Below are 19,031 nucleotides of genomic sequence, written 5' to 3' on the forward strand. Positions count from 1 at the left end.
CCACTTCTTCCATCCTAACTATGATAGACTACAAACAATAAGTATTTAGAATCATTTTCTTACCACTAATTTAGATATAAAATAACTATTTATAATCTGAAAAATAAAAATCTTTGGAAATAACGATAGCTATATTTAGCAAAATAAGCTAAAATTGAAATCGACTATTTAAAAAATGGAAAGGTGATGGCGATGAAAAATTCTCGCAGACGTTCAAAATTCTCTCTAAAGCGCCCGTCTCTCTTTAAAATAAAGCCTTTACGGAAAAAGAAAGCGCATACTTCTGAAGGACATGAGAAAATACCTTCTACACCTGAAGAAAAAAAGCAACGTTTTTACCATTTAATTCGAGGAAAAGTCCTTATTATCTTCACACTTATTATTCTAATTAACGGGACAATGGGTGTGTTATCTTACATTAATATACATAACCTACAGAGTAAGATGAGCGATTTTACTGAAAAGAATGTACAAGAACAAATGATGGTGAATAAGCTGGCCTATGAACTTGCACGGCTAACCAATTTAGAGCAAGCTTATTTAATTACAGGGAATGGCAGTCTATCCACTTCCCATAAAATAAAAATTGAGTTGATTAATAAAAATATTACAGCCCTTTTAAAACAATTTGCCAATCGAGAAAATGAGCTCAAACAAATACAAGGAATTGACCAATACTATCGCAATTATCTTGATTATTCAAAAAAAGTAATGACAATGCGAGATGAACTTGGTTTAGCACAAGCACAAAAGCTAGTGATGAGTGGTACAGGAGAAGCAATGAAGCTGCAAATTGACCGCAGTATTGAGTCCATTAATGCAGAAATAGAACAAACAAATCAAAAGACATTAGCCCGTCTGAATCAGCAAGTGAATATCTCTGTTATGGTCTTTTTAGTCATTTCACTGATTGGCTTTGTACTAGTTGTTATTTTTGGCTATATATTGTTCAAATCATTGAAAAATAATACACAATCGATTAATGAATCGATTCTGGATATTGCACAAGCTGGCGGTGACTTAACACGTCGCGTGAAAGTGCGTAATCGAGATGAATTTTCAACAATTGCTGCTTCAACAAATACATTGATTGTCTCGATTTCTAATTTAATTAAACGTGTAAGTGAGTTAGCAGATCATGTATCAAGTAGCAGTCAAGAATTAATGTCATTAGCTGATGAAAATTCACGTACTATTCAAAATATCGCAGACGTCTCTGCCGATATTGCGAGCGATAGTGAAAATACTATTACAAGCATGAACAGTGCACAGCAAAAAATGAGTGAATTAGAGCACGTTATTCATCAATTAAACGATCAAGCTAATGCCGTACAGCGTGCAGCAGGTGCTATGCAACAGGCTGCAGATACAGGCAGTCAATCTGTTCAGCAATCCTCTTTAGTCATGCAATCGATTGAAGAAACAATGGCTTCTACGACGACAACGGTGGAAGCATTAGGGCGTAAATCGGCAGATATTACTTCGATTATTAGTACGATTACCGCCATTGCAGAGCAAACAAACTTACTAGCACTAAATGCAGCAATTGAAGCGGCACGTGCTGGTGAACATGGACGAGGCTTTGCAGTGGTGGCAGATGAAGTGAGAAAGTTAGCAGAGCAGTCACAATATGCAGCCAAAGAAGTGACAACGATTGTTACATCGATTCAACATGAAGTGTCTTCTATTATTGCGCAAAACCATGAAGGTGTCACATCCGTCATTCGTGGTGTAGAAGTCACAAACGAAACAAATCAATCATTAGAAAATATTTTAGCGCAAACACATGAAACAACTGCTATTATTGCTACAATGGTTGAGAAAATTGCTTTAACGCTCGATTACAGTAATGCGGTAGCAAATGATTTTGTGCATGTCAATGCCTATGCAGAACATTCTGCATCAAATACAGTTACGTCCGCAGCAGCCGCTACACAAGGCTCTGCTTCCATGCAAGAAATTAATGCAGCCGCCGTAGAATTAACACATCAAGCAGATGATTTACGCAATCTTGTGAATGAGTTCAAAGTATAACAACAGAAAGCGTGTCAGCCATATGGTCTTCGGACAATTTGGCTGACATTTTTTATGTATACATTACTTATTTTCAATATATTTTTATTGAAAAACAATAAAATTTAATTTAAAATCAATATATCCATTTATTTGTGAGGTGATTTTATGAAATATCGACACAGCTCCACTATTTTTTTGAAGGTTGTTCTTTTCCTTATCGGTATTGCTATTTTGGCACTTTGTATATTTGGGATACCTGCTATCGCCATAAAAGACGCAATGGCCCATCCTCAATCAGCTTATGTAGCCTATCTTTTTGTAGGTTATGCGTATATCGCCTGTATACCCTTTTATACTGCTTTATATCAAGCTTATCGACTATTGAGCAATATCGATCAAAACAAAGCGTTTTCACCGTCTTCGATTAAAGCTTTAGCGACTATTAAATATTGTGCGATAACTATTATTTCTTTAATTGTGCTTGGTATCTTCATCGCGCTCGTCTTATTCTCTGGTAAAGAAGATATAACAGGTATTATCATGTTAGCCTTGATTAGTCTATTAGCATCTAGTGCTATCGCAACCTTTGCGACTGTTTTACAAAAACTTTTACAACAAGCCTTAACGATGCAGTATGAAAATGAGTTAACAGTCTGATTCACTTGCTGTCCATGGTGTCTAGGTTCAAGCCTTTTGATATAGCAAAAACATCCGTCATCAGTTGATAAAATTCATCTCCTGATGACGGATGCACATTTAGTTCGAAGTCATGATCACTTGATTGCGTCCCTCTGCCTTTGCCTTATATAAAGCCTGGTCTGCTGCATTAATAAAATCTGTTATTTTAGGGTACACATGTAAATTGGCTGCGAAAACAACACCTATGCTGGCTGTGACTTGGTTTTGTTTAGATACCTTATGCTCAATGTGTAGCTGTTCAATCGTTTGGCGTATTGTTTCAGCTACCTCTAAACATTGTGCTGCTGTTGTTGACATTAACAATACAGCAAATTCTTCACCACCATAACGCGCTAAAAAGCCTGTGGATGGTATGACTGACGAGGCTACCTGTGCAAATGTATGCAACACTTTATCACCCTCGACATGTCCGTAATAATCATTGAATGCCTTAAATTCATCCACGTCCATTAAAATTAGCCCAATATTACTTGGTTGATGCCAAATTTGCTCACATTGCTCATTAAAATAATGGCGATTGTATACTTGCGTCAGCCCATCTTTCCATACTTGTTGCTGTAATCGCTCATTCATTTCTACTACATCTTGTACACTTGCCTGTACCTTATCATCTAATGTGCGATTTAATGCGTGCAATTCATCGTTTAAATATTTTGTTTTTTGTAGCTCTTTTGCATAGGAATGGCTCACTGCAATCACTTGACATAGCACAAATATAGTCGCTCCATACATCGCTAGCTGTGGTGTATTGATGATTGTTTGTGCCACTAAATAATCATTGACAACTGTAACGAGCATCAGTAAGCTACCGATTAAAAGCCAAATCGCTGTAAAATCTCTTTTACGAAGACGTAAAATGGGCAAAATCAATACATATATACAAATCGGAACGACAAATAAAAATAACCATTTAAACCATAATTGGAATGTGCTCACTTCTGTCAACACCGTCACAACCGTTAATACACAGACGATGATTACAATACTATACAGCAGCCACTTTAACACACGCCCTTTATATAATTGATAGATTGTCCATACATAGACAACACTTAGCCAATCTGTTACTAGATACTCAATGCGCGTAATCGTTAGCCAAGATGCATTAGGCAGCCATGTCGTCGCTAATATATTTCCTGTAAAGAAGCCACGCACGACCATTAAAAAACAAAATAGCCCAAAAACGAAAAAGGATTTTTGCCTTTTAGCCAGTAGTGCAAACAACACTGCAAATACACCCATTACTAGGATTGTGCCAATTTGGAAAAATAGCTGATATTGCTGGTAGTAATAATAATCCGCTACATTTTGGACGCTGCCTATCACGAAATCATTATTCACACCACCTTGCTGATGATGAAAATTTGAAATTTGCAAAACAATATCCACTATATCTTTTTTCGGTGTAAAATAACCAATTTGTGCCGCCATCTCTGGTACACTTTGCGCTTTTGTCGCTCCTACTTGTCCAGCCTGTATGACAAGCTCTCCATCTATGTACAGTCGGTAAGCTGTATACATATATTGTGAATAAATACTCATTGTCTTATCCACAAAATCAGCATCTACCTGTAGTTGTTTATGAAATGTCGCATAGCCATTAGCATCTCCCCACAAATCCTGAAAAGCTAGTGGTGCTGCTACCATTGTAGCTTGCTGCTGTTCCATTTGCTTTGGCTCCAACAATTGATTTGGGTACATAGCCCATTCTCCATCTAATTGATAAACAGTCTGCTGTGTTGTTGGAACGATATCCTGTATTGTCTTTTTCTCAATGGAACAACCACCGCATAGCAACACAGTGACCAGTAACATCATCCATAAACGTCTACTCATCTTTTACTCTCCTATGTACCAACAAGCCGATTTATCTACAGCATCTGTAGTAAATCGACTTGTTTGTTAATCAAATAAGGATAAATATTGGCCATAACCCTCTTGTTCTAAATCTGCTTTTGCCACAAAGCGTAGTGCAGCCGAGTTAATACAATAACGTAAACCACCTAGCTCACTTGGTCCATCTGGAAAAACATGTCCTAAATGGGAATCAGCTTCTTTACTGCGCACCTCCACACGACGCATACCATGTGATGTATCAAAATGCTCTGTCACTTCTTCTTGTGATACAGGTTTAGCAAAGGCTGGCCAACCACAGCCTGAGTTGAATTTATCGATGGAGCTAAATAAAGGTTTCCCTGATACGATATCCACATAAAGCCCCTCTTCAAAATGCTCATCATATTCATTGCGAAATGGTGGTTCTGTCCCATTTTCTTGTGTCACATAATACTGTATATCTGTTAATTCTTTTAAACGCTTTGCTTTATCCATTATTGTTTCCCCCAGTGATGTGCTTGAAAGGCTTGACGGCCTGAGCCGACTGCATACCGCTCATAATGCATCGGATTTTTTTTATAATATTGCTGATGATATGTTTCAGCAGGATAAAATGGACTAGCTGGTAAAATTTTCACAGCAATCGGTTGCTGGAATTTTCCCGATGCTGCTAAATCTGCTTTGGACTGTTCTGCTAACTGATGCTGCTCTTCATTATGATAAAAAATAGCTGTTGTATAAGATTCACCACGGTCGTAAAATTGTCCCCCTGCATCAGTTGGATCAATTAATGTCCAATAAACTGCAAGCAATTGCTCATAGGAATACAGTGTATCCTCAAACGTAATTTGCACTGCTTCCAAATGTCCTGTTGTTTCTGAGCAAACTTGTTCATAGGTTGGGTTTTCTACATGACCACCTGTATAGCCTGAAACGACTGACTCAATTCCAGGCATTTCATCAAATGGTTTCACCATACACCAAAAACAGCCACCCGCAAATGTTGCATATTGTTTTGCCATGCCACTTCCTCCTTATTCACCAGGTACAAGTATTTCTAATAAAATTTTATCATGAGCTAAATCCAGCTCTTTTGCACGGACACGGTTGCCTGATGCAATATTCACACGTGATAAATCAACATAAATTTCTGCCTTATTCGGATTCACTGTAATCCATGATGGGAATTGGACCGAATCACGCATAATTTTCATTGTCGTTTCAGGTGGAATATTCAATAATCCAACATTCATACTTGTTTGCTTTAAAATAATATTGCCACGTTCATCCACAATCGGATCAAAGTGCATAGATAGCGGGATTTCTGTGTAAAACACCTTTAATGTACTCATTAGCTCAATATCTTTATCCATCGTAAAATCCACTGGCACAGGCGAACCTTTCAGCGCATCTTTTAAATATTTTTTAGATATGGATTCTAATTCCTTTGTCGTCGTTTGCACAACAAGTACATTTTCTTTTCCATTGCTTGTCTCATGCATCCCTTGCAGTACGTTAACGCTATTTACTGGCTTTGTTGCTAAATACGCGATGAGGAGCAGTGCAAAAATAACAGTGCCTGCTAATGTAAAAAAGGCAAATTTCCATCTATTCATCTTGTCACTCCTCAAAGCCTATTGCCTGATTAATTTTTTGTTCCATATCACATTGCTCCATTGCTTGTAAAATTCGTTCTGTCATTTTGTCATATCCTTTAGCATTCGGATGAAAGAAATCTGTATGATAGACAAGCTCTTCATTGGAATCAAATAAATCCTCTACCGACACATAACAAGCGTTCGGGTCTTCGCTCGCTGCTTTTTCAATGACTTGATTCCATTCAGTAATAATGCTATCAAATTCATTCGCCTCATTTGTCACAATGGAAAATGGATTGTAAAAGCCAATCAATAGTAATGGCACTGTTGGGTTTTTCATACGGATACTGGCTAATATTTGACGATAACGTTCTCCATAAGCAAGTAACTCCTTATCAAAGGCTTTACGCTTTAAATGGAATAAATCTTGTCGGACTACTTTCATGACATCATTGCCACCCATTGTCATCGAAACAAGCTGTGCTGTTTGTAGCTCTTTATCATAATGCCCTTTTTCGAGTAATTTTAATAATTGATCACTCCGTCTACCTCGTTTGCCTCGGTTATCGGTGTCAATTTCTGCAATAGATGGCCAAGTAATTAACGAATCACCTAATCGTCCAACATAGCCGCCCTTGTCATATTCATCTCCAACACCATCTGTCAACGAATCACCCAATGCTAAATACTGTAATGGTTTAGCATTTTCAGCGTCCATTTGTTGTAGCTCTTCATCGGTTGGTTCAAAAAAATGTTCTAAAATTTGTGTCAAGACATTGCTTGACGGTTCTTCTGTATTTGCTAGTGGTGGTTCACTCGGCTTCGTCTCCTGTGTTGTTTCTGCTTGTTCATTATCAGGCGAAACATGTGAATCGGCTTCATCGATGGATACGGCACAGCCACTTAATACACCAACAAGCAAACAGATTATACTTATATTTATAAAGTACTTCACTATCAACTTTCATACACCTGCTTGTTTCTATTTTCCTTCTTATCATAACAAAAAAAGCCTATCTCGTGAATCAAATTACAATATCAATTACACTTCAGCCTCACAATGCACAGCTTTTTCCCGTTTGTGCATATAATTTTATGTCAGCTCCATAACAGCTGTGAAAGAAGAGAAAAAACTACTACATATCGTACATGTAGTAGTCTCCTTGTTACTCTGCAAAATAAATCAAGCCTATTGCACCAGGCCCTGTATGCGTCGAGATGATTGGGGATGTGAAAGCGATTTCTACATCAGTAAAGCCTGTGCCTGCTATAAGTTCTTTCAGTGGATTCCCCATTGTTGTCAGCCCATCCGCGTGAGAAATACCAACTGATTTTACCACCTTACCTGCTGTGTCTTCTTGAAATTGTTTAAATAAATAATTAACAACTTGTTTATGACTGCGCGCCTTGCTTACAGGATTCAGTACGCCACCTTCTAAGTTCGCAATCATTTTAATATTCAATAGTGAGCCAATAAAACCCTTCCCTTTCCCAATGCGTCCACCTTTTACTAAATTATCTAATGTATCCACGATCACATAAAGATGCGTATTGACACGCACTGTTTCCAAACGAGCCACAATTTCTTCCATTGTTGCCCCTGCATCCCGTAGTCGAATGGCTTCTCGAATTTGAATCGCCAGACCAATAGCGATAAAACGAGAATCTACCACTGTCACATCTGCATCCGTCATTTGTGCTGCTTGACGAGCAGATTCCATCGTCCCACTCATGCCGCCTGTCATATGAATGGACAGAATTTGGTCGCCCTCTTTGCCTAGTTCATCGTACAGTTCCTTAAATTTTCCTGGTGCAGGTTGTGAACTTTTTGGTAAATTCGCTGCATTGTGCATTAAGTCTAAAAACGGTTCTGGCTCTAAATCTACACGGTCTATATACGTTTTTCCATCAATTTGAATTGTTAAAGGCACAATATGGATGCCATGTTGTGCTACTTCTGCTTGTGTTAAATCACAAGTAGAGTCCGTTACTATATGAATTCGTCCCACTTCGACACATCCTTTTACGTCATTAAAATTATTATATAGATGAGTAATCATCTATGTAAAGATGACATTTGTCATTTCAAATAGATTATCGTATTTTCTTAGCGGTAAAAGGCTTCTATACAGTATGACATTATTAAGTCCAAAAACATGACAAATGTAAATAGGCATCATCAAATTATTGAAGTATAGTAATAGCAACGAGAAAGGAGTGTTAGAAATGGTCGATTCATTTGATTATAAAACATGGAGGGAAGAGCTATGGAATGCGATTACACATGGTATTGGATTTGTTATCAGCATTCCTGCACTCGTGTTCCTTATTTTAGGAGCGGTACAAACGGGAGGCGCACTACATGTCACTGCCTTTAGCATTTTCGGCGTCTCTGTCATCGTGCTGTTTTTAATGTCTACCTTACTGCATAGCTTACCTGCTACTTATAAAAAAATATTGTCCATTTTGGATCATTCAGCGATTTATATTTTAATTGCTGGCACATATACACCATTTCTATTAATTGCGATTGGTGGCACATTAGGTATCACCTTGTTATGCATCATTTGGTCATTGGCTTTACTTGGGATCGTGTTCAAATGTTTGTTTATTCACCGTTTTGAGCTACTGTCATTGCTGTTTTATATTTTAATGGGCTGGCTCATTGTTGTCGCTGCGAAACCTATTTATGCCTACTTAGGTAGTCATGGCTTTGCTTTATTGCTAGCAGGTGGTCTGTTCTATACAATTGGTGCTGTTTTTTATGCATGGCGCAAACTGCCCTACAATCACGCCATTTGGCATCTTTTCGTACTCGCTGGTTGTGCTTCTATGTATACTTGTGTCTATTTTTATTTATAACGAACGTAGCCTATAAGGGAACCTCACACCTATGATGAAGATAAGCGTTTCTCATCATCGATGTAAGGCTCCCTTTTCTTTTTCCAAATTTCACCCTATACTTATACCTATTCACTGATATGAAAGGAAGTAATGAAATGATTATCATGATAAATGGCGCATTTGGTGTGGGGAAAACGACAATTGCGAACAAGCTCCAAAGTGAAATAAAAAATAGTATGATTTATGATCCTGAAGAAATTGGCTACATGTTACGAAATGTTGTACCAGAGGCTATCAAAAAAAGGGAAGCCACTACAGGAGACTTTCAAGATTTAGCATTATGGAAAGAACTAACCGTTGATGTGGCCAAACGATTAATAAAGAATTATCACATGCATTTAATTGTGCCTATGACAATTCGGAAAATTGAATACTTTCATTTCATTCATGATGGCTTCAAATGTATCGATGAACAAACCTATCATTTTTGTTTGCGTGCCAATAAAGAGACCATTTATGAAAGGCTGCGACTGCGTGGGGAGGAAGAAGGAAATTGGTGCTTCCAACAAACAGATACATGCTTGAAAGCGTATGATACATATGATTTTGGCGAGTATATCGATACTGAAAACGTTACAATTGACGCTGTTGTTCATGCTATCAAAGGAAAATTAATCCGCTAAGTAAAAGGATGAGGAAAACAGCTTGTTTTCACTCATCCCTTATAGCTTCACATAATTTTCAATCGTATTTAAAATAAAAATTCATAGCCTTTATAGTTAAATGTATTACAAAATCCTACATTTTCTGCGACTGCAACAGAAGGCTTATTACCCTCCATACAATCCCAATATGGAATTCTATTATGCTCAAGGCAATCTTGTACAAAATGATGGGCTATTAGTTGAGCCAATTTTTTCCCTTGATGCGCCTCTAATGTTTCAATATCTATACAGTGTATATTGTCAACAACAAAGCCTGAAAAACAGACACTAACAATTTCGTTATTAAAAATAATACAATAACCAATACCCTCATTAAAGAAATGCTCAGGCGATAACCAAAATTCCGTTATTTTTGCGTGTAAAAATTCAATATTCTTTATTAAGCCATTCTTGTTTTCATAAAGAGCCTTGTCCATTTTTTGGACTACATAGCCTTGCTCCAGCACAAGCTCTCTTTCAGGCTTATAATCCTCTTTATGTAGCATATACACTTTTTGGGGCCAGCTTCCTAACTTACGGTGTTCAAATAATGACTCTATTTGGCTATTCCATCTCTGATGATTGCCTACTCCTTCAAACCATTGTAAGCCTATTTTTTTCGCCTCTGGTGTGATGACATTGTCAATAAAAGCATTTATTTCTTTGTTAAAATGCTCATTATTTTCATCTCCAATAAATATAAAACCATCATTATTCCCCAACCAAATAAGCCCAGATTTAGGTATACTCGTATCGTCTACAAATACACGTCCAGGATTGACTCCAGCAATAATTGCTTTAGCCTCTAATTGCCCCTCCTCATTTAGTATCCTTAGACATTTGTGAAAATCACTTTGCTGTAATTCAGAAATCATTTGTATTTCTCCTCCTATAACCCCTCATTCTTGCCACTTCCATTAATGACTTTTAAATCCTATTATAGCAATAAAAACCATATGTGGTGTGCTATTTTGATTGTTAAAAGATAACAAAATTTACTTTTCCCAAAATTTTCAATAAAATCAGCACTATATGATAAGAAATTTGATACATATCGTCAGCGTGTACATATTCTTTCCTCGCTATGTTTCTATCCCTTTCCTTATCACGTGTAGAACTCAAATTCTTCTGTGTTTGACGTTACGTAAAAAAGAGTAGCACTATGGATTAGCTCACTGAAAACTAACAAATTCATAATGCTTATTTGTTAGTAGCATAAACCAGCTTTTTCAATGCTTTCCCAATCGATTGCTACTCTTTTTATCACAAATTTTGGCTCTTGACTACATATTCCGTTGCAGGTGAACGCTTTTCACAGGTACGACTTCAACTAATTTATTTCGGCTTGTACTGTTCCTGTTGGAGTCACCACCCTCCACTCCATATGTAATCTATCAAATGGCAAGCACATATTTTGGTGTTGACCCCAATTTCTTATACTTTAAATTTTTGCACTTCTTCTTGTAAAAGCTGCGCATTTTCTGTCAATGTTGTAGCGACGTTAGCAACCTCATTCATCGTTGCCGTTTGTTCCTCCATTGCAGCAGCTACTGTATCAATATTAGCTGAAATATTTTGTGTACCTGTGGCAATTTCTGTGACAGAAGCAGATACTTGCTCAGCACTTGCGGAAAGCTGTTCAGAGGTTGCTGAAACTTCTTGAATTTGATGAGTCATATCGTTGACAGCACCAACAATCGTTTCAAACGATTCACCTGCCTGTATAATAACGTTGACACCACCCTCTACAGAAACAAGTGAATCTTTTACCGCCTGTTCGACATTGTCTGTATCTTGTTTAATCTCAGCTGTCAGTAAAGCAATGTTTGTTGCAGAAGCCTTCGATTCCTCCGCTAGTTTGCGAACTTCATCTGCCACGACTGCAAAGCCTTTACCATGCTCTCCTGCGCGTGCTGCCTCAATTGCTGCATTTAGTGCCAATAAATTTGTTTGATCTGTTATTTCTGTAATGACCTTCGCCATATTTTCAATTTCCTCTGTCTCTTTTGCTAACTTCTGTACAAGCTCACTTACTGCAAACGTTGCCTGACTAATCGTTGTCATTTGTATGCTTGCATCTGTAATAATCTGTGTACCATTTACAGCTACATCACTTGCCTGTAAAGAAGAAGCATGCAGTGACTGTGAGGCTTCTGCAATCCGTTGTACACCTTGTGCCGTTTCTTCCATTGCCAGCGCACTTTCATTAGCAGAACGGGTAGCTCCTTGTGAAGTTTGAGCTGTATCCACAGCCTGTCTTGTCACATCCTCTGCTGTTGCTGTTAATTCTTCAGCACTTGCAGAAAGCTCTCCTGCAGATACATTCAATTGTTCCACATTGGATTGAATTTGCACGATCAGTGTGCGTATGTTCCCTTTCATCTGATTAAAAATAGTACCCAGTTTACCTAACTCATCACGAGAAGCAATTGTCATATCCTCTTTTGATAAATCACCATCACCAATCGCCGTTGCTTGACCCATAATGAGCTGTAATGGTGTTGTAATTGTACGACGAACATAAATAATAAAGCCAATGCCGATAAGAATACTGATGGCTAAAATAATATAAGAAGTGATTTGGGCATTTCCAACCGTTGAATGAATATCCTTTTGAATATCTCGCATTTGTTCAATTTGAAAAGCATTCATTTCTTCGGCTGCTTCAAGTATTCTTGTATTAACCTCATGAACCGTTGTATTCATTGTTTTTGTTGCTTGTTCTATATCTCCTTTATCAATCATTGCTATAATATCAGGTACGAGTTCATTTAATTTTTTGTTATTCGTATCCGCTTTTTCCCATTGCGCTTTAAATGTATCAGATTGAATATAGCCACCTAAATCAGCTAAACTCTCATTCAGATTTTTTTCAGCAAGCTTAACGTTATCACGATGAGCTTTCATTTCTGGGTCTAACATAATGGCACGAAGGTGAGAAGCCCGCATCCCTGTTTCATAGCGAATAACTTCAATGAAAAGAAGTTGATTTAAGCGATAATCTAACGCCTCGTCCGCTTTTTTATTAATTTGTGTTAAATTAAAAACACTGCTCCCCATGGATATGATTAATAAAGCAATAAATGTAATAAAAATCGTATTCAGCTTTTTTCCTATACTCATTCTAATTCCCCCTCATTGAACTACGTAATCCTTTACATAAATCCTTACTTGTCCTTTTATAGATGCTTGAAGCGGGATTTATATATTCTCCCTTTTAGTAACGAATCGTGAACCCTCTCTTTCTAAAAGTTTGTAATTATTTTATTATGTACGGTACATCTAAGAAACGCAAGCCCTCTCATTGAATTCTACAGCACGATGAAGCAATCAAACAAAAGAGCTAGAATCCTTATAAGGAGTTCTAACTCTTCTACAATGATGCTTATGCAATCTTGCTACATAATCATAAATTCCTTTTCTACTATCGACGTTCAAAAATTTGATACTGGAATGTGTAGCCTGCTGTTGCTGTCACTGGTTCCTCTGTCGCTACCAATACAAAATTTTGTTCATATGCTGGAAAATAAGTATCACCTTGGAATGTATGATTAATTTTCGTAATATACAGACGATCTGCTAGCTCCATTGCTAAACGGAAAATTTGCTCCCCGCCAATAATCATCACCTCAGGTACATCTCCAGCCAATTGCAATGCTTCCTCTAAACTCGCCACTGTTTCAATGCCTTCTGCCTGATATTCCGTATTGCGGGTAATTATAATATTTCGTCTACCAGGTAAAGGTTTACCAATCGATTCAAATGTTTTACGTCCCATAATGATTGGCTTACCCATTGTTTTTTCTTTAAAATACTGTAAGTCCCCAGGTAAATGCCACGGCATCCCATTTTGATAGCCAATCACATTTTTTTCATCATGTGCCACAATTAATGAAATCATTTTATCACCTCACTTCTTAGTATAAACAAAATGATTGCCAAACACGCTAAAAATTTATCGCCACAAATACCTAGTATTTTTATAAGAATAGTTTATAATTGAATTATTCATCTATTATGAAGGAGCGATGCCGATATGACTACTTTAACAAAAGAAGCCATTCACTATATAAATTACACGAAAACAATGAAGCCATATTATCAATGTACGCCACAAGAAGCGAGGGAAATGAAAGCTGTGCCCTCGTGGACAGCTTCTACACCACTTGCCGCCATCGACAATCGAGTGATTACAATGCGAGATGGTGCACAAATTAATATTCGACTTTACATCCCCACTTTTGCGAAAGAGCTACCTGTCATTATTTATTACCATGGTGGTGGATGGGTTTTTGGCACGATTGAATCTACAGATGCAGGTTGTCAACTACTAGCTCAGCAAGCACAGGCGATTGTCGTATCAGTTGATTATCGTCTTGCACCCGAACACCCTTTTCCAACACCATTACATGATGCCTATGACAGCTTATTGTGGGTATACGAACATATTCAACAGTTTGGTGGAAATCGTCATCAGCTTACAGTAGCAGGAGATAGCGCTGGTGGCAATTTAGCAACTGTTGTCGCTTATTTAGCTACTTCCAACAACGGACCTGCCATTCAAGCGCAAATACTCATCTATCCTGTTACCAACTTGGATTTTACAACGACCTCCTATCAAAAATACGGGGAACATTATGGTCTAGATACGCTTGGCATGCAATGGTTTGCCGCGCACTACACAGAAGAAAAAAACTATTTACACCCACTTGTTTCACCTTTACAAATTGACCAGCTACAAGCTATGCCTAAAACATTGCTGATTGCGGCACAGGCAGATGTACTCTACGATGAAGGGCTTGCCTATGCAGAAAAATTAGCGACAGCAGGTGTGACTGTACAGCATCTCACTATGCCAGGCTTGATCCATAGCTACTTTAGTAAAACAGCATTCTTTGAGCAAGATACACGAGAAACCGTACAAAAAATGGCGTCCTTCTTACAAATGAATAGTCTTTAAGAAAACGGGGCATCCTAGCGCTAAAGAACCACGTTAGGAGCATACGAATGCATATACAAAAGGAATTACGTTTTCAAGAGATTTTTAAAGTGTGGACACAGTTGAGTACTAACCACGGCTATATTGCGACCAATCATACCTTTTTTCATCAAGTCACAAATAAACAGCTACAGTATATCCTGTTAGAATTTATTCATTGTTTAAAGGATGAAAATAGACGCCTGCAATGGCTTTTACAAGACAATGGCATCGTTGCCCCACAAGCAACACAGCCGCCCATTATCAAAAAGACAGATCGTCAAAAATTAACAATGCCTGATGCTGAAATAAGTGCGATTCTTTCCATGAATATCGCCGCCTGCTTATTGACTGTTAGCCAAATAGACAATCAACAGCATGCCGCTCTTTTCCATATGCGCTATGCCTCACTCGGCGCCAAATTAATTGAGCTTAGTCAGCAAAATGGTTGGCTCTAGTTCAAAAATAAATCCAATAATTTTTATTATTTTTAGGATATATAACTGTATTAGGAGAATAAATATGGTGAAACTATCAATCTGTGGGGGATGAGGAAAAACTCCACAGATTGAAGGCTCACTTTATCAACATGTATCATTGAAACCACACAATTATTTGGTAGCTTGTTAAGTATCATCAGTCATACATATGTATATAGCCAAGTATTTGATATAAATGATATTTTCCTCAATACATTGGGGGGCGTTGTTGGTTATCTACTGGCAAGATATCTCTATGTGAAGCTTAGCCAAAAAGAGAAAGCGATTTGAGCAAGGAGCCCAAATCGCTTATTGTTTACATTACCCATTTACTTGCTGACGTATCGTAGCTGGTTTTTTTAATGAAATCACTGCACAGCCCAGCGCCCCTAAAGCAAAGATGGCACCGAAGCTGGATAAGTGAATAGCAGACGCTGTATACGCATAAACCATACCACCAACAGCTGAGCCAATGGAAATACCAATTTGCAAAGCAGCTGTATTCAAGCTTTGCTGAATATCTGATGTTTCTGGCGCAATTTGAATTAAATAGCTTTGTAATGGAGGTGTCAATGCCCAGCTTAATGCTCCCCATAAAACAGTCACGATTAAAAATAATGGTAAGGACATTGTTGTATATGGAATCACTAGCAATACAAGGACAAAGGATGTCACCACAATTAAAATTGCTTTTCCTGTACCTAATTTATCGCTCAACCAGCCTCCAAAGCCATTTCCACTAACAGAAGCTACACCAAAGACTAAATAACAAGCACTAATCCATGCCGCACTCATATCGAAAGCCTCTACTAAAAACGCTGTTAAATACGCATACAGCATATAATGTCCTGCTAGCATCAATAAGGTTGTTAATTGTGCACTCAATACTTTCACATTTGCCAATGATTTGATTTGTGTTTTGAGTGGTACCACTTCTACCACAGGCATTTTTTCAAGGAAACGAGCATTTAATACCATCGATAGAAGGGCCAAAATCGAAATTCCTAAAAATACCGAACGCCAACCAAATGATTCCGTAATAAAAATACCAAGCGGCACACCAATAACTAGTGCTGAGCTCACCCCAACAAAAATCAACCCTAATGCTTTTGCACGATATTGTGGCGTTACAATTTTCGCTGTAATCGTTAAGGATAGTACAATAACAAGTGCGGTACTCATCGCTGAAATAATACGGGCAATCATCACAATGACAAAGGTTGTACTCATAAACATCATAAAATTACTTAATGCAAAAATAGCTAAAGCAATTAAAAAAAGCTGCTTTCTTTCAATTTTTGCTGTAGCCGACAATAAAATCGGTGCAGAAATCGCATAAACAAAAGCAAAAACCGTAATTAATTGCCCTGCTGATGATAGCGATACATGTAAGTCCTCTGCAATATTCGGCAAGATTCCTCCGACAATCAATTCTACTAACCCTACGGCAAAGGCTGTAATAGCTAATATATATACACGCCAATTCATTATTCATTCATCCTCTCGTTCATTATTCGTTACAAATATTCTTCCAAACAATATAAAAAACCCCTAACTACAAAAGTGAAGTACCTTTTGTAGTCAGGAGTTTATGGTTCCTGGTAGAGACCCTCAATCCATATTATTGAGGTTATACAGTTCGTTATTCAGCTTTAGCCATAGTAGCATATGTTACACAATCTAGCAAGTTCTATTTTTTAACGTTTCAACATATAAAAAAAGTAGTGAGGTGATACGATGCGTATTTTGGGCCTCGTTATTTATTTTCTAGCCCTTTTTTATGGTGTTGAACCTGTAATGGAAACATGGACAATCTTTGCTCACGAACATCAGTTTATACAAGATATTATTTTTCAGATAAAAAGAGGCATCTCGTCATGAGTTGCCCCTTTTTATTATTTAGTGCCAATATGAAAATGACTAAATGGATAGAGAACCACTTTTGATTCTCCTAAAATAGCATCTTCTGAAATTAACCCATAGGCACGGCTATCTGCACTTTTCAGCCGATTATCCCCAAGCACAAAATACATTCCCTCTGGCACTTTTGTTTCATTTGTTAGCTGTTCTAATGTAAAGTCCTCTGTAATACGCAATTGATTAGGATTATCCGTTTGACGATTGACATAGTCCTCTGGATACGCCTGACCATTGACATACAAAATATCATCCTTCATCTCAACTGAATCACCAGGTAAGCCAATTACACGTTTAATATAATAGCGATCTTCCACAGGTGATTGGAAAATGATTTGATCGAAGCGATTAATTTTGCTCACTTTACTCATAATAATAATATCTTGGTTGTGATAAGTCGGAAACATTGAAGCACCTTGCACTTTGATAGGCGCAAATAAAAATTGTTTACAACCTAACACGACAATCGCTGTCACGACAATAATTTTTAAATAAGACAGCATTTCACTTTTTGTATTTTGCTTTTCCATAGCCATTCCCCAATACTATTTTTCTATAGTATACTGAGCACAATAGGGCTACGTCAAATCATAGGCTACACCAATTTAGTGAAAGTTTGGATACTACAAAAAAACAAAGTATGCAAATGCTTACTTTGTCTGATAATCTGTCATTCAATGATTTAATGTGAGGGATGTTCTTCTTGTGCACGGAATAAATCAATCATCAAATGTATACCTACTGGTAATGTAAATGTTAGTAAAATTGTCGCTATCATCATCACAATCACCCCTCAAACCAATTCGTTACATTTATTCTACACTAAATTTTCTGACATTTCAAATATTTCTTTTTATTTTTGAAGATGGGTTTGTAATGTTGTACGAATGGTTTGTAATTCGGCTTCATCTGGAATGTAATACCATATCCGTTCGATGCGTTCACCCGCTCCTTGTTGGAATGATAGCTGCTCCATCTGCTGATTCAACTCTTTATATAAGCCCTGTAGTTGCCATAATTCTTTCATTGTGAAATTCATGCGTACATTATCTCCCACAACCTCCAGCATATCGGACGCTTTTAATAGCATGGATGGTGTTGCTGCCTTTTTCATTACCGCTTCAATAATTTGACGTTGACGAATTTGACGCCCAAAATCCCCTCGTGGATCTTCATAACGGATACGAGAAAAAATCAGCGCTTCTTCGCCATTTAACGTCACTTCTCCCTCTGGATAATGGTACTGATCGTAGGTTAACTCCATATCATTATCAATGGTAATGCCCCCGACTGTATCAATAATTTGTAGAAATCCTTCCATATTAATAAACACATAATAATCAATCGGAATCTCTAAAAAATGGGCAACTGTATCCACTGCCATCTGTACACCACCGAAAGCATAGGCATGGTTAATTTTATCCACTGTTTGATGACCAATAATTTCTGTACGTGTGTCTCTTGGTATACTTAGCATCTTCATCGTCTGTTGCTCAGGATTCACCGTCATGACAATCATTGTGTCGGAACGGCCACTATCGGCTTTGCGTTCATCTACCCCTAGTAAAAGCACAGAAAATGGGGCTGCTTTTGTGACAGGTTTATCATCCTCTTGCTTTTCCTCTGTTAAAGGGGTATGGATTTTGTTCATTGTTTTATGTACGTTATAAAAAGCTACCCCTACTGCCAAAAGAATACATGTACATAAAGAAACGATGATCCAAAGTCCTATTTTTTTCTTCGATTTCTTCTCTTTTGAACGCCGCATTTTTTGCTCCATGTATAAAATCCTTTCCGCCCTATGTCTAACTAAAAAAGTTATTACCATTATTCATATGCGGTATACAAACAAAAAAGACGTGCGTGAATGGGTATAATTCTGTCCATCTTATCCTGCTCTCTTACTAGTTAATTCCTTTTACCCAAATTGTACATATTATTTTACATTTATAGATAAAAA

General features: G+C 37.5%; 19 protein-coding genes and 1 riboswitch. Of the genes, 7 read left to right on the plus strand and 12 right to left on the minus strand.

Translation table 11 applies throughout. The annotated features are described in order from the left end of the window. Positions 1-186: 186 nt before the first annotated feature. On the plus strand, positions 187-2,034 hold the full coding sequence (locus OPF91_RS11530) for a methyl-accepting chemotaxis protein (RefSeq protein WP_373877044.1): 1,848 nt from the start codon (positions 187-189) through the stop codon (positions 2,032-2,034). Between the two features lie 147 nt (positions 2,035-2,181). Next, a complete protein-coding gene (locus OPF91_RS11535; protein WP_264988895.1) occupies positions 2,182-2,673 on the plus strand; it encodes a DUF2975 domain-containing protein in 492 nt (163 codons plus the stop codon). 99 nt (positions 2,674-2,772) lie between these two features. Here OPF91_RS11535 and OPF91_RS11540 read toward each other — a convergent pair whose 3' ends face one another. The 6 genes from OPF91_RS11540 to fakB form a co-directional block, all read right to left on the minus strand. Beyond that, positions 2,773-4,551 carry a sensor domain-containing diguanylate cyclase gene (locus tag OPF91_RS11540; protein ID WP_264988896.1) on the minus strand — a complete coding sequence of 593 codons (1,779 nt, stop codon included), beginning with the start codon at positions 4,549-4,551 and terminating at the stop codon, positions 2,773-2,775. 66 nt (positions 4,552-4,617) lie between these two features. Beyond that, complete coding sequence (gene msrB, locus OPF91_RS11545) at positions 4,618-5,046, minus strand: peptide-methionine (R)-S-oxide reductase MsrB (RefSeq protein WP_264988897.1); 429 nt, start codon at positions 5,044-5,046, stop codon at positions 4,618-4,620. Then, positions 5,046-5,573, minus strand: a complete 528-nt coding sequence (gene msrA / locus OPF91_RS11550; protein WP_264988898.1) for a peptide-methionine (S)-S-oxide reductase MsrA — start codon at positions 5,571-5,573, stop codon at positions 5,046-5,048. The genes msrB and msrA overlap by 1 nt, the downstream gene beginning before the upstream one ends. A gap of 12 nt (positions 5,574-5,585) precedes the next feature. Continuing rightward, positions 5,586-6,167, minus strand: coding sequence for a YpmS family protein (locus OPF91_RS11555; RefSeq protein ID WP_264988899.1), 582 nt, complete (start codon positions 6,165-6,167; stop codon positions 5,586-5,588). A gap of 4 nt (positions 6,168-6,171) precedes the next feature. Beyond that, the gene (locus tag OPF91_RS11560; protein ID WP_264988900.1) at positions 6,172-7,104 is read right to left on the minus strand and encodes a GDSL-type esterase/lipase family protein; all 933 of its coding nucleotides are present in this window, start codon (positions 7,102-7,104) and stop codon (positions 6,172-6,174) included. Between the two features lie 211 nt (positions 7,105-7,315). Further along, complete coding sequence (gene fakB, locus OPF91_RS11565) at positions 7,316-8,158, minus strand: DegV family protein (RefSeq protein WP_264988901.1); 843 nt, start codon at positions 8,156-8,158, stop codon at positions 7,316-7,318. Positions 8,159-8,375: 217 nt separating this feature from the next. Between fakB and trhA the strand changes: the two genes are divergently transcribed. Further along, positions 8,376-9,011 (plus strand): PAQR family membrane homeostasis protein TrhA, encoded by a 636-nt coding sequence (gene trhA, locus OPF91_RS11570; protein WP_264988902.1) that lies wholly within the window; start codon positions 8,376-8,378, stop codon positions 9,009-9,011. 137 nt (positions 9,012-9,148) lie between these two features. After that, positions 9,149-9,676, plus strand: coding sequence for an ATP-binding protein (locus OPF91_RS11575; protein ID WP_264988903.1), 528 nt, complete (start codon positions 9,149-9,151; stop codon positions 9,674-9,676). A 68-nt stretch (positions 9,677-9,744) separates the two neighbouring features. Here OPF91_RS11575 and OPF91_RS11580 read toward each other — a convergent pair whose 3' ends face one another. The 3 genes from OPF91_RS11580 to OPF91_RS11590 all read right to left on the minus strand — a co-directional run bounded on the left by OPF91_RS11580 (position 9,745) and on the right by OPF91_RS11590 (position 13,598). Beyond that, complete coding sequence (locus OPF91_RS11580) at positions 9,745-10,572, minus strand: GNAT family N-acetyltransferase (RefSeq protein WP_264988904.1); 828 nt, start codon at positions 10,570-10,572, stop codon at positions 9,745-9,747. Positions 10,573-11,131: 559 nt separating this feature from the next. Then, on the minus strand, positions 11,132-12,820 hold the full coding sequence (locus OPF91_RS11585; protein ID WP_264988905.1) for a methyl-accepting chemotaxis protein: 1,689 nt from the start codon (positions 12,818-12,820) through the stop codon (positions 11,132-11,134). A 301-nt stretch (positions 12,821-13,121) separates the two neighbouring features. Next, positions 13,122-13,598 (minus strand): dihydrofolate reductase, encoded by a 477-nt coding sequence (locus OPF91_RS11590; protein ID WP_264988906.1) that lies wholly within the window; start codon positions 13,596-13,598, stop codon positions 13,122-13,124. A gap of 135 nt (positions 13,599-13,733) precedes the next feature. Between OPF91_RS11590 and OPF91_RS11595 the strand changes: the two genes are divergently transcribed. The 3 genes from OPF91_RS11595 (at position 13,734) to OPF91_RS19145 (ending at position 15,445) form a co-directional block, all read left to right on the plus strand. Further along, positions 13,734-14,657 (plus strand): alpha/beta hydrolase, encoded by a 924-nt coding sequence (locus OPF91_RS11595; protein ID WP_264988907.1) that lies wholly within the window; start codon positions 13,734-13,736, stop codon positions 14,655-14,657. A gap of 47 nt (positions 14,658-14,704) precedes the next feature. Further along, the gene (locus OPF91_RS11600) at positions 14,705-15,133 is read left to right on the plus strand and encodes a DUF3231 family protein (protein WP_264988908.1); all 429 of its coding nucleotides are present in this window, start codon (positions 14,705-14,707) and stop codon (positions 15,131-15,133) included. A 135-nt stretch (positions 15,134-15,268) separates the two neighbouring features. Next, on the plus strand, positions 15,269-15,445 hold the full coding sequence (locus OPF91_RS19145; protein ID WP_373877050.1) for a VanZ family protein: 177 nt from the start codon (positions 15,269-15,271) through the stop codon (positions 15,443-15,445). A gap of 30 nt (positions 15,446-15,475) precedes the next feature. Here OPF91_RS19145 and OPF91_RS11605 read toward each other — a convergent pair whose 3' ends face one another. The 3 genes from OPF91_RS11605 to OPF91_RS11620 all read right to left on the minus strand — a co-directional run bounded on the left by OPF91_RS11605 (position 15,476) and on the right by OPF91_RS11620 (position 18,851). Then, a complete protein-coding gene (locus tag OPF91_RS11605; protein ID WP_264988909.1) occupies positions 15,476-16,642 on the minus strand; it encodes an MFS transporter in 1,167 nt (388 codons plus the stop codon). A 70-nt stretch (positions 16,643-16,712) separates the two neighbouring features. Beyond that, a riboswitch (purine riboswitch) is annotated at positions 16,713-16,809 on the minus strand. A gap of 240 nt (positions 16,810-17,049) precedes the next feature. After that, positions 17,050-17,601 (minus strand): signal peptidase I, encoded by a 552-nt coding sequence (lepB, locus tag OPF91_RS11610; RefSeq protein WP_264988910.1) that lies wholly within the window; start codon positions 17,599-17,601, stop codon positions 17,050-17,052. 323 nt (positions 17,602-17,924) lie between these two features. Beyond that, positions 17,925-18,851 (minus strand): LCP family glycopolymer transferase, encoded by a 927-nt coding sequence (locus OPF91_RS11620; RefSeq protein ID WP_264988912.1) that lies wholly within the window; start codon positions 18,849-18,851, stop codon positions 17,925-17,927. Positions 18,852-19,031 lie beyond the last annotated feature (180 nt).

The organism is Lysinibacillus piscis, from assembly GCF_026012395.1.
GTDB classification, from domain to species: Bacteria; Bacillota; Bacilli; order Bacillales_A; family Planococcaceae; genus Lysinibacillus; species Lysinibacillus piscis.

Coding starts and splice junctions, on each gene's coding strand:
- OPF91_RS11620 (WP_264988912.1), bottom strand. CDS start 18,851: ATGGAGCAAAAAATGCGGCGTTCAAAAGAGAAGAAATCGAAGAAAAAA.
- OPF91_RS11580 (WP_264988904.1), bottom strand. CDS start 10,572: ATGATTTCTGAATTACAGCAAAGTGATTTTCACAAATGTCTAAGGATA.
- msrA (WP_264988898.1), bottom strand. CDS start 5,573: ATGGCAAAACAATATGCAACATTTGCGGGTGGCTGTTTTTGGTGTATG.
- msrB (WP_264988897.1), bottom strand. CDS start 5,046: ATGGATAAAGCAAAGCGTTTAAAAGAATTAACAGATATACAGTATTAT.
- OPF91_RS11575 (WP_264988903.1), top strand. CDS start 9,149: ATGATTATCATGATAAATGGCGCATTTGGTGTGGGGAAAACGACAATT.
- OPF91_RS11540 (WP_264988896.1), bottom strand. CDS start 4,551: ATGAGTAGACGTTTATGGATGATGTTACTGGTCACTGTGTTGCTATGC.
- OPF91_RS11585 (WP_264988905.1), bottom strand. CDS start 12,820: ATGAGTATAGGAAAAAAGCTGAATACGATTTTTATTACATTTATTGCT.
- OPF91_RS11530 (WP_373877044.1), top strand. CDS start 187: ATGGCGATGAAAAATTCTCGCAGACGTTCAAAATTCTCTCTAAAGCGC.
- trhA (WP_264988902.1), top strand. CDS start 8,376: ATGGTCGATTCATTTGATTATAAAACATGGAGGGAAGAGCTATGGAAT.
- OPF91_RS11600 (WP_264988908.1), top strand. CDS start 14,705: ATGCATATACAAAAGGAATTACGTTTTCAAGAGATTTTTAAAGTGTGG.
- OPF91_RS11595 (WP_264988907.1), top strand. CDS start 13,734: ATGACTACTTTAACAAAAGAAGCCATTCACTATATAAATTACACGAAA.
- OPF91_RS11535 (WP_264988895.1), top strand. CDS start 2,182: ATGAAATATCGACACAGCTCCACTATTTTTTTGAAGGTTGTTCTTTTC.
- lepB (WP_264988910.1), bottom strand. CDS start 17,601: ATGGAAAAGCAAAATACAAAAAGTGAAATGCTGTCTTATTTAAAAATT.
- OPF91_RS11555 (WP_264988899.1), bottom strand. CDS start 6,167: ATGAATAGATGGAAATTTGCCTTTTTTACATTAGCAGGCACTGTTATT.
- OPF91_RS11590 (WP_264988906.1), bottom strand. CDS start 13,598: ATGATTTCATTAATTGTGGCACATGATGAAAAAAATGTGATTGGCTAT.
- OPF91_RS11605 (WP_264988909.1), bottom strand. CDS start 16,642: ATGAATTGGCGTGTATATATATTAGCTATTACAGCCTTTGCCGTAGGG.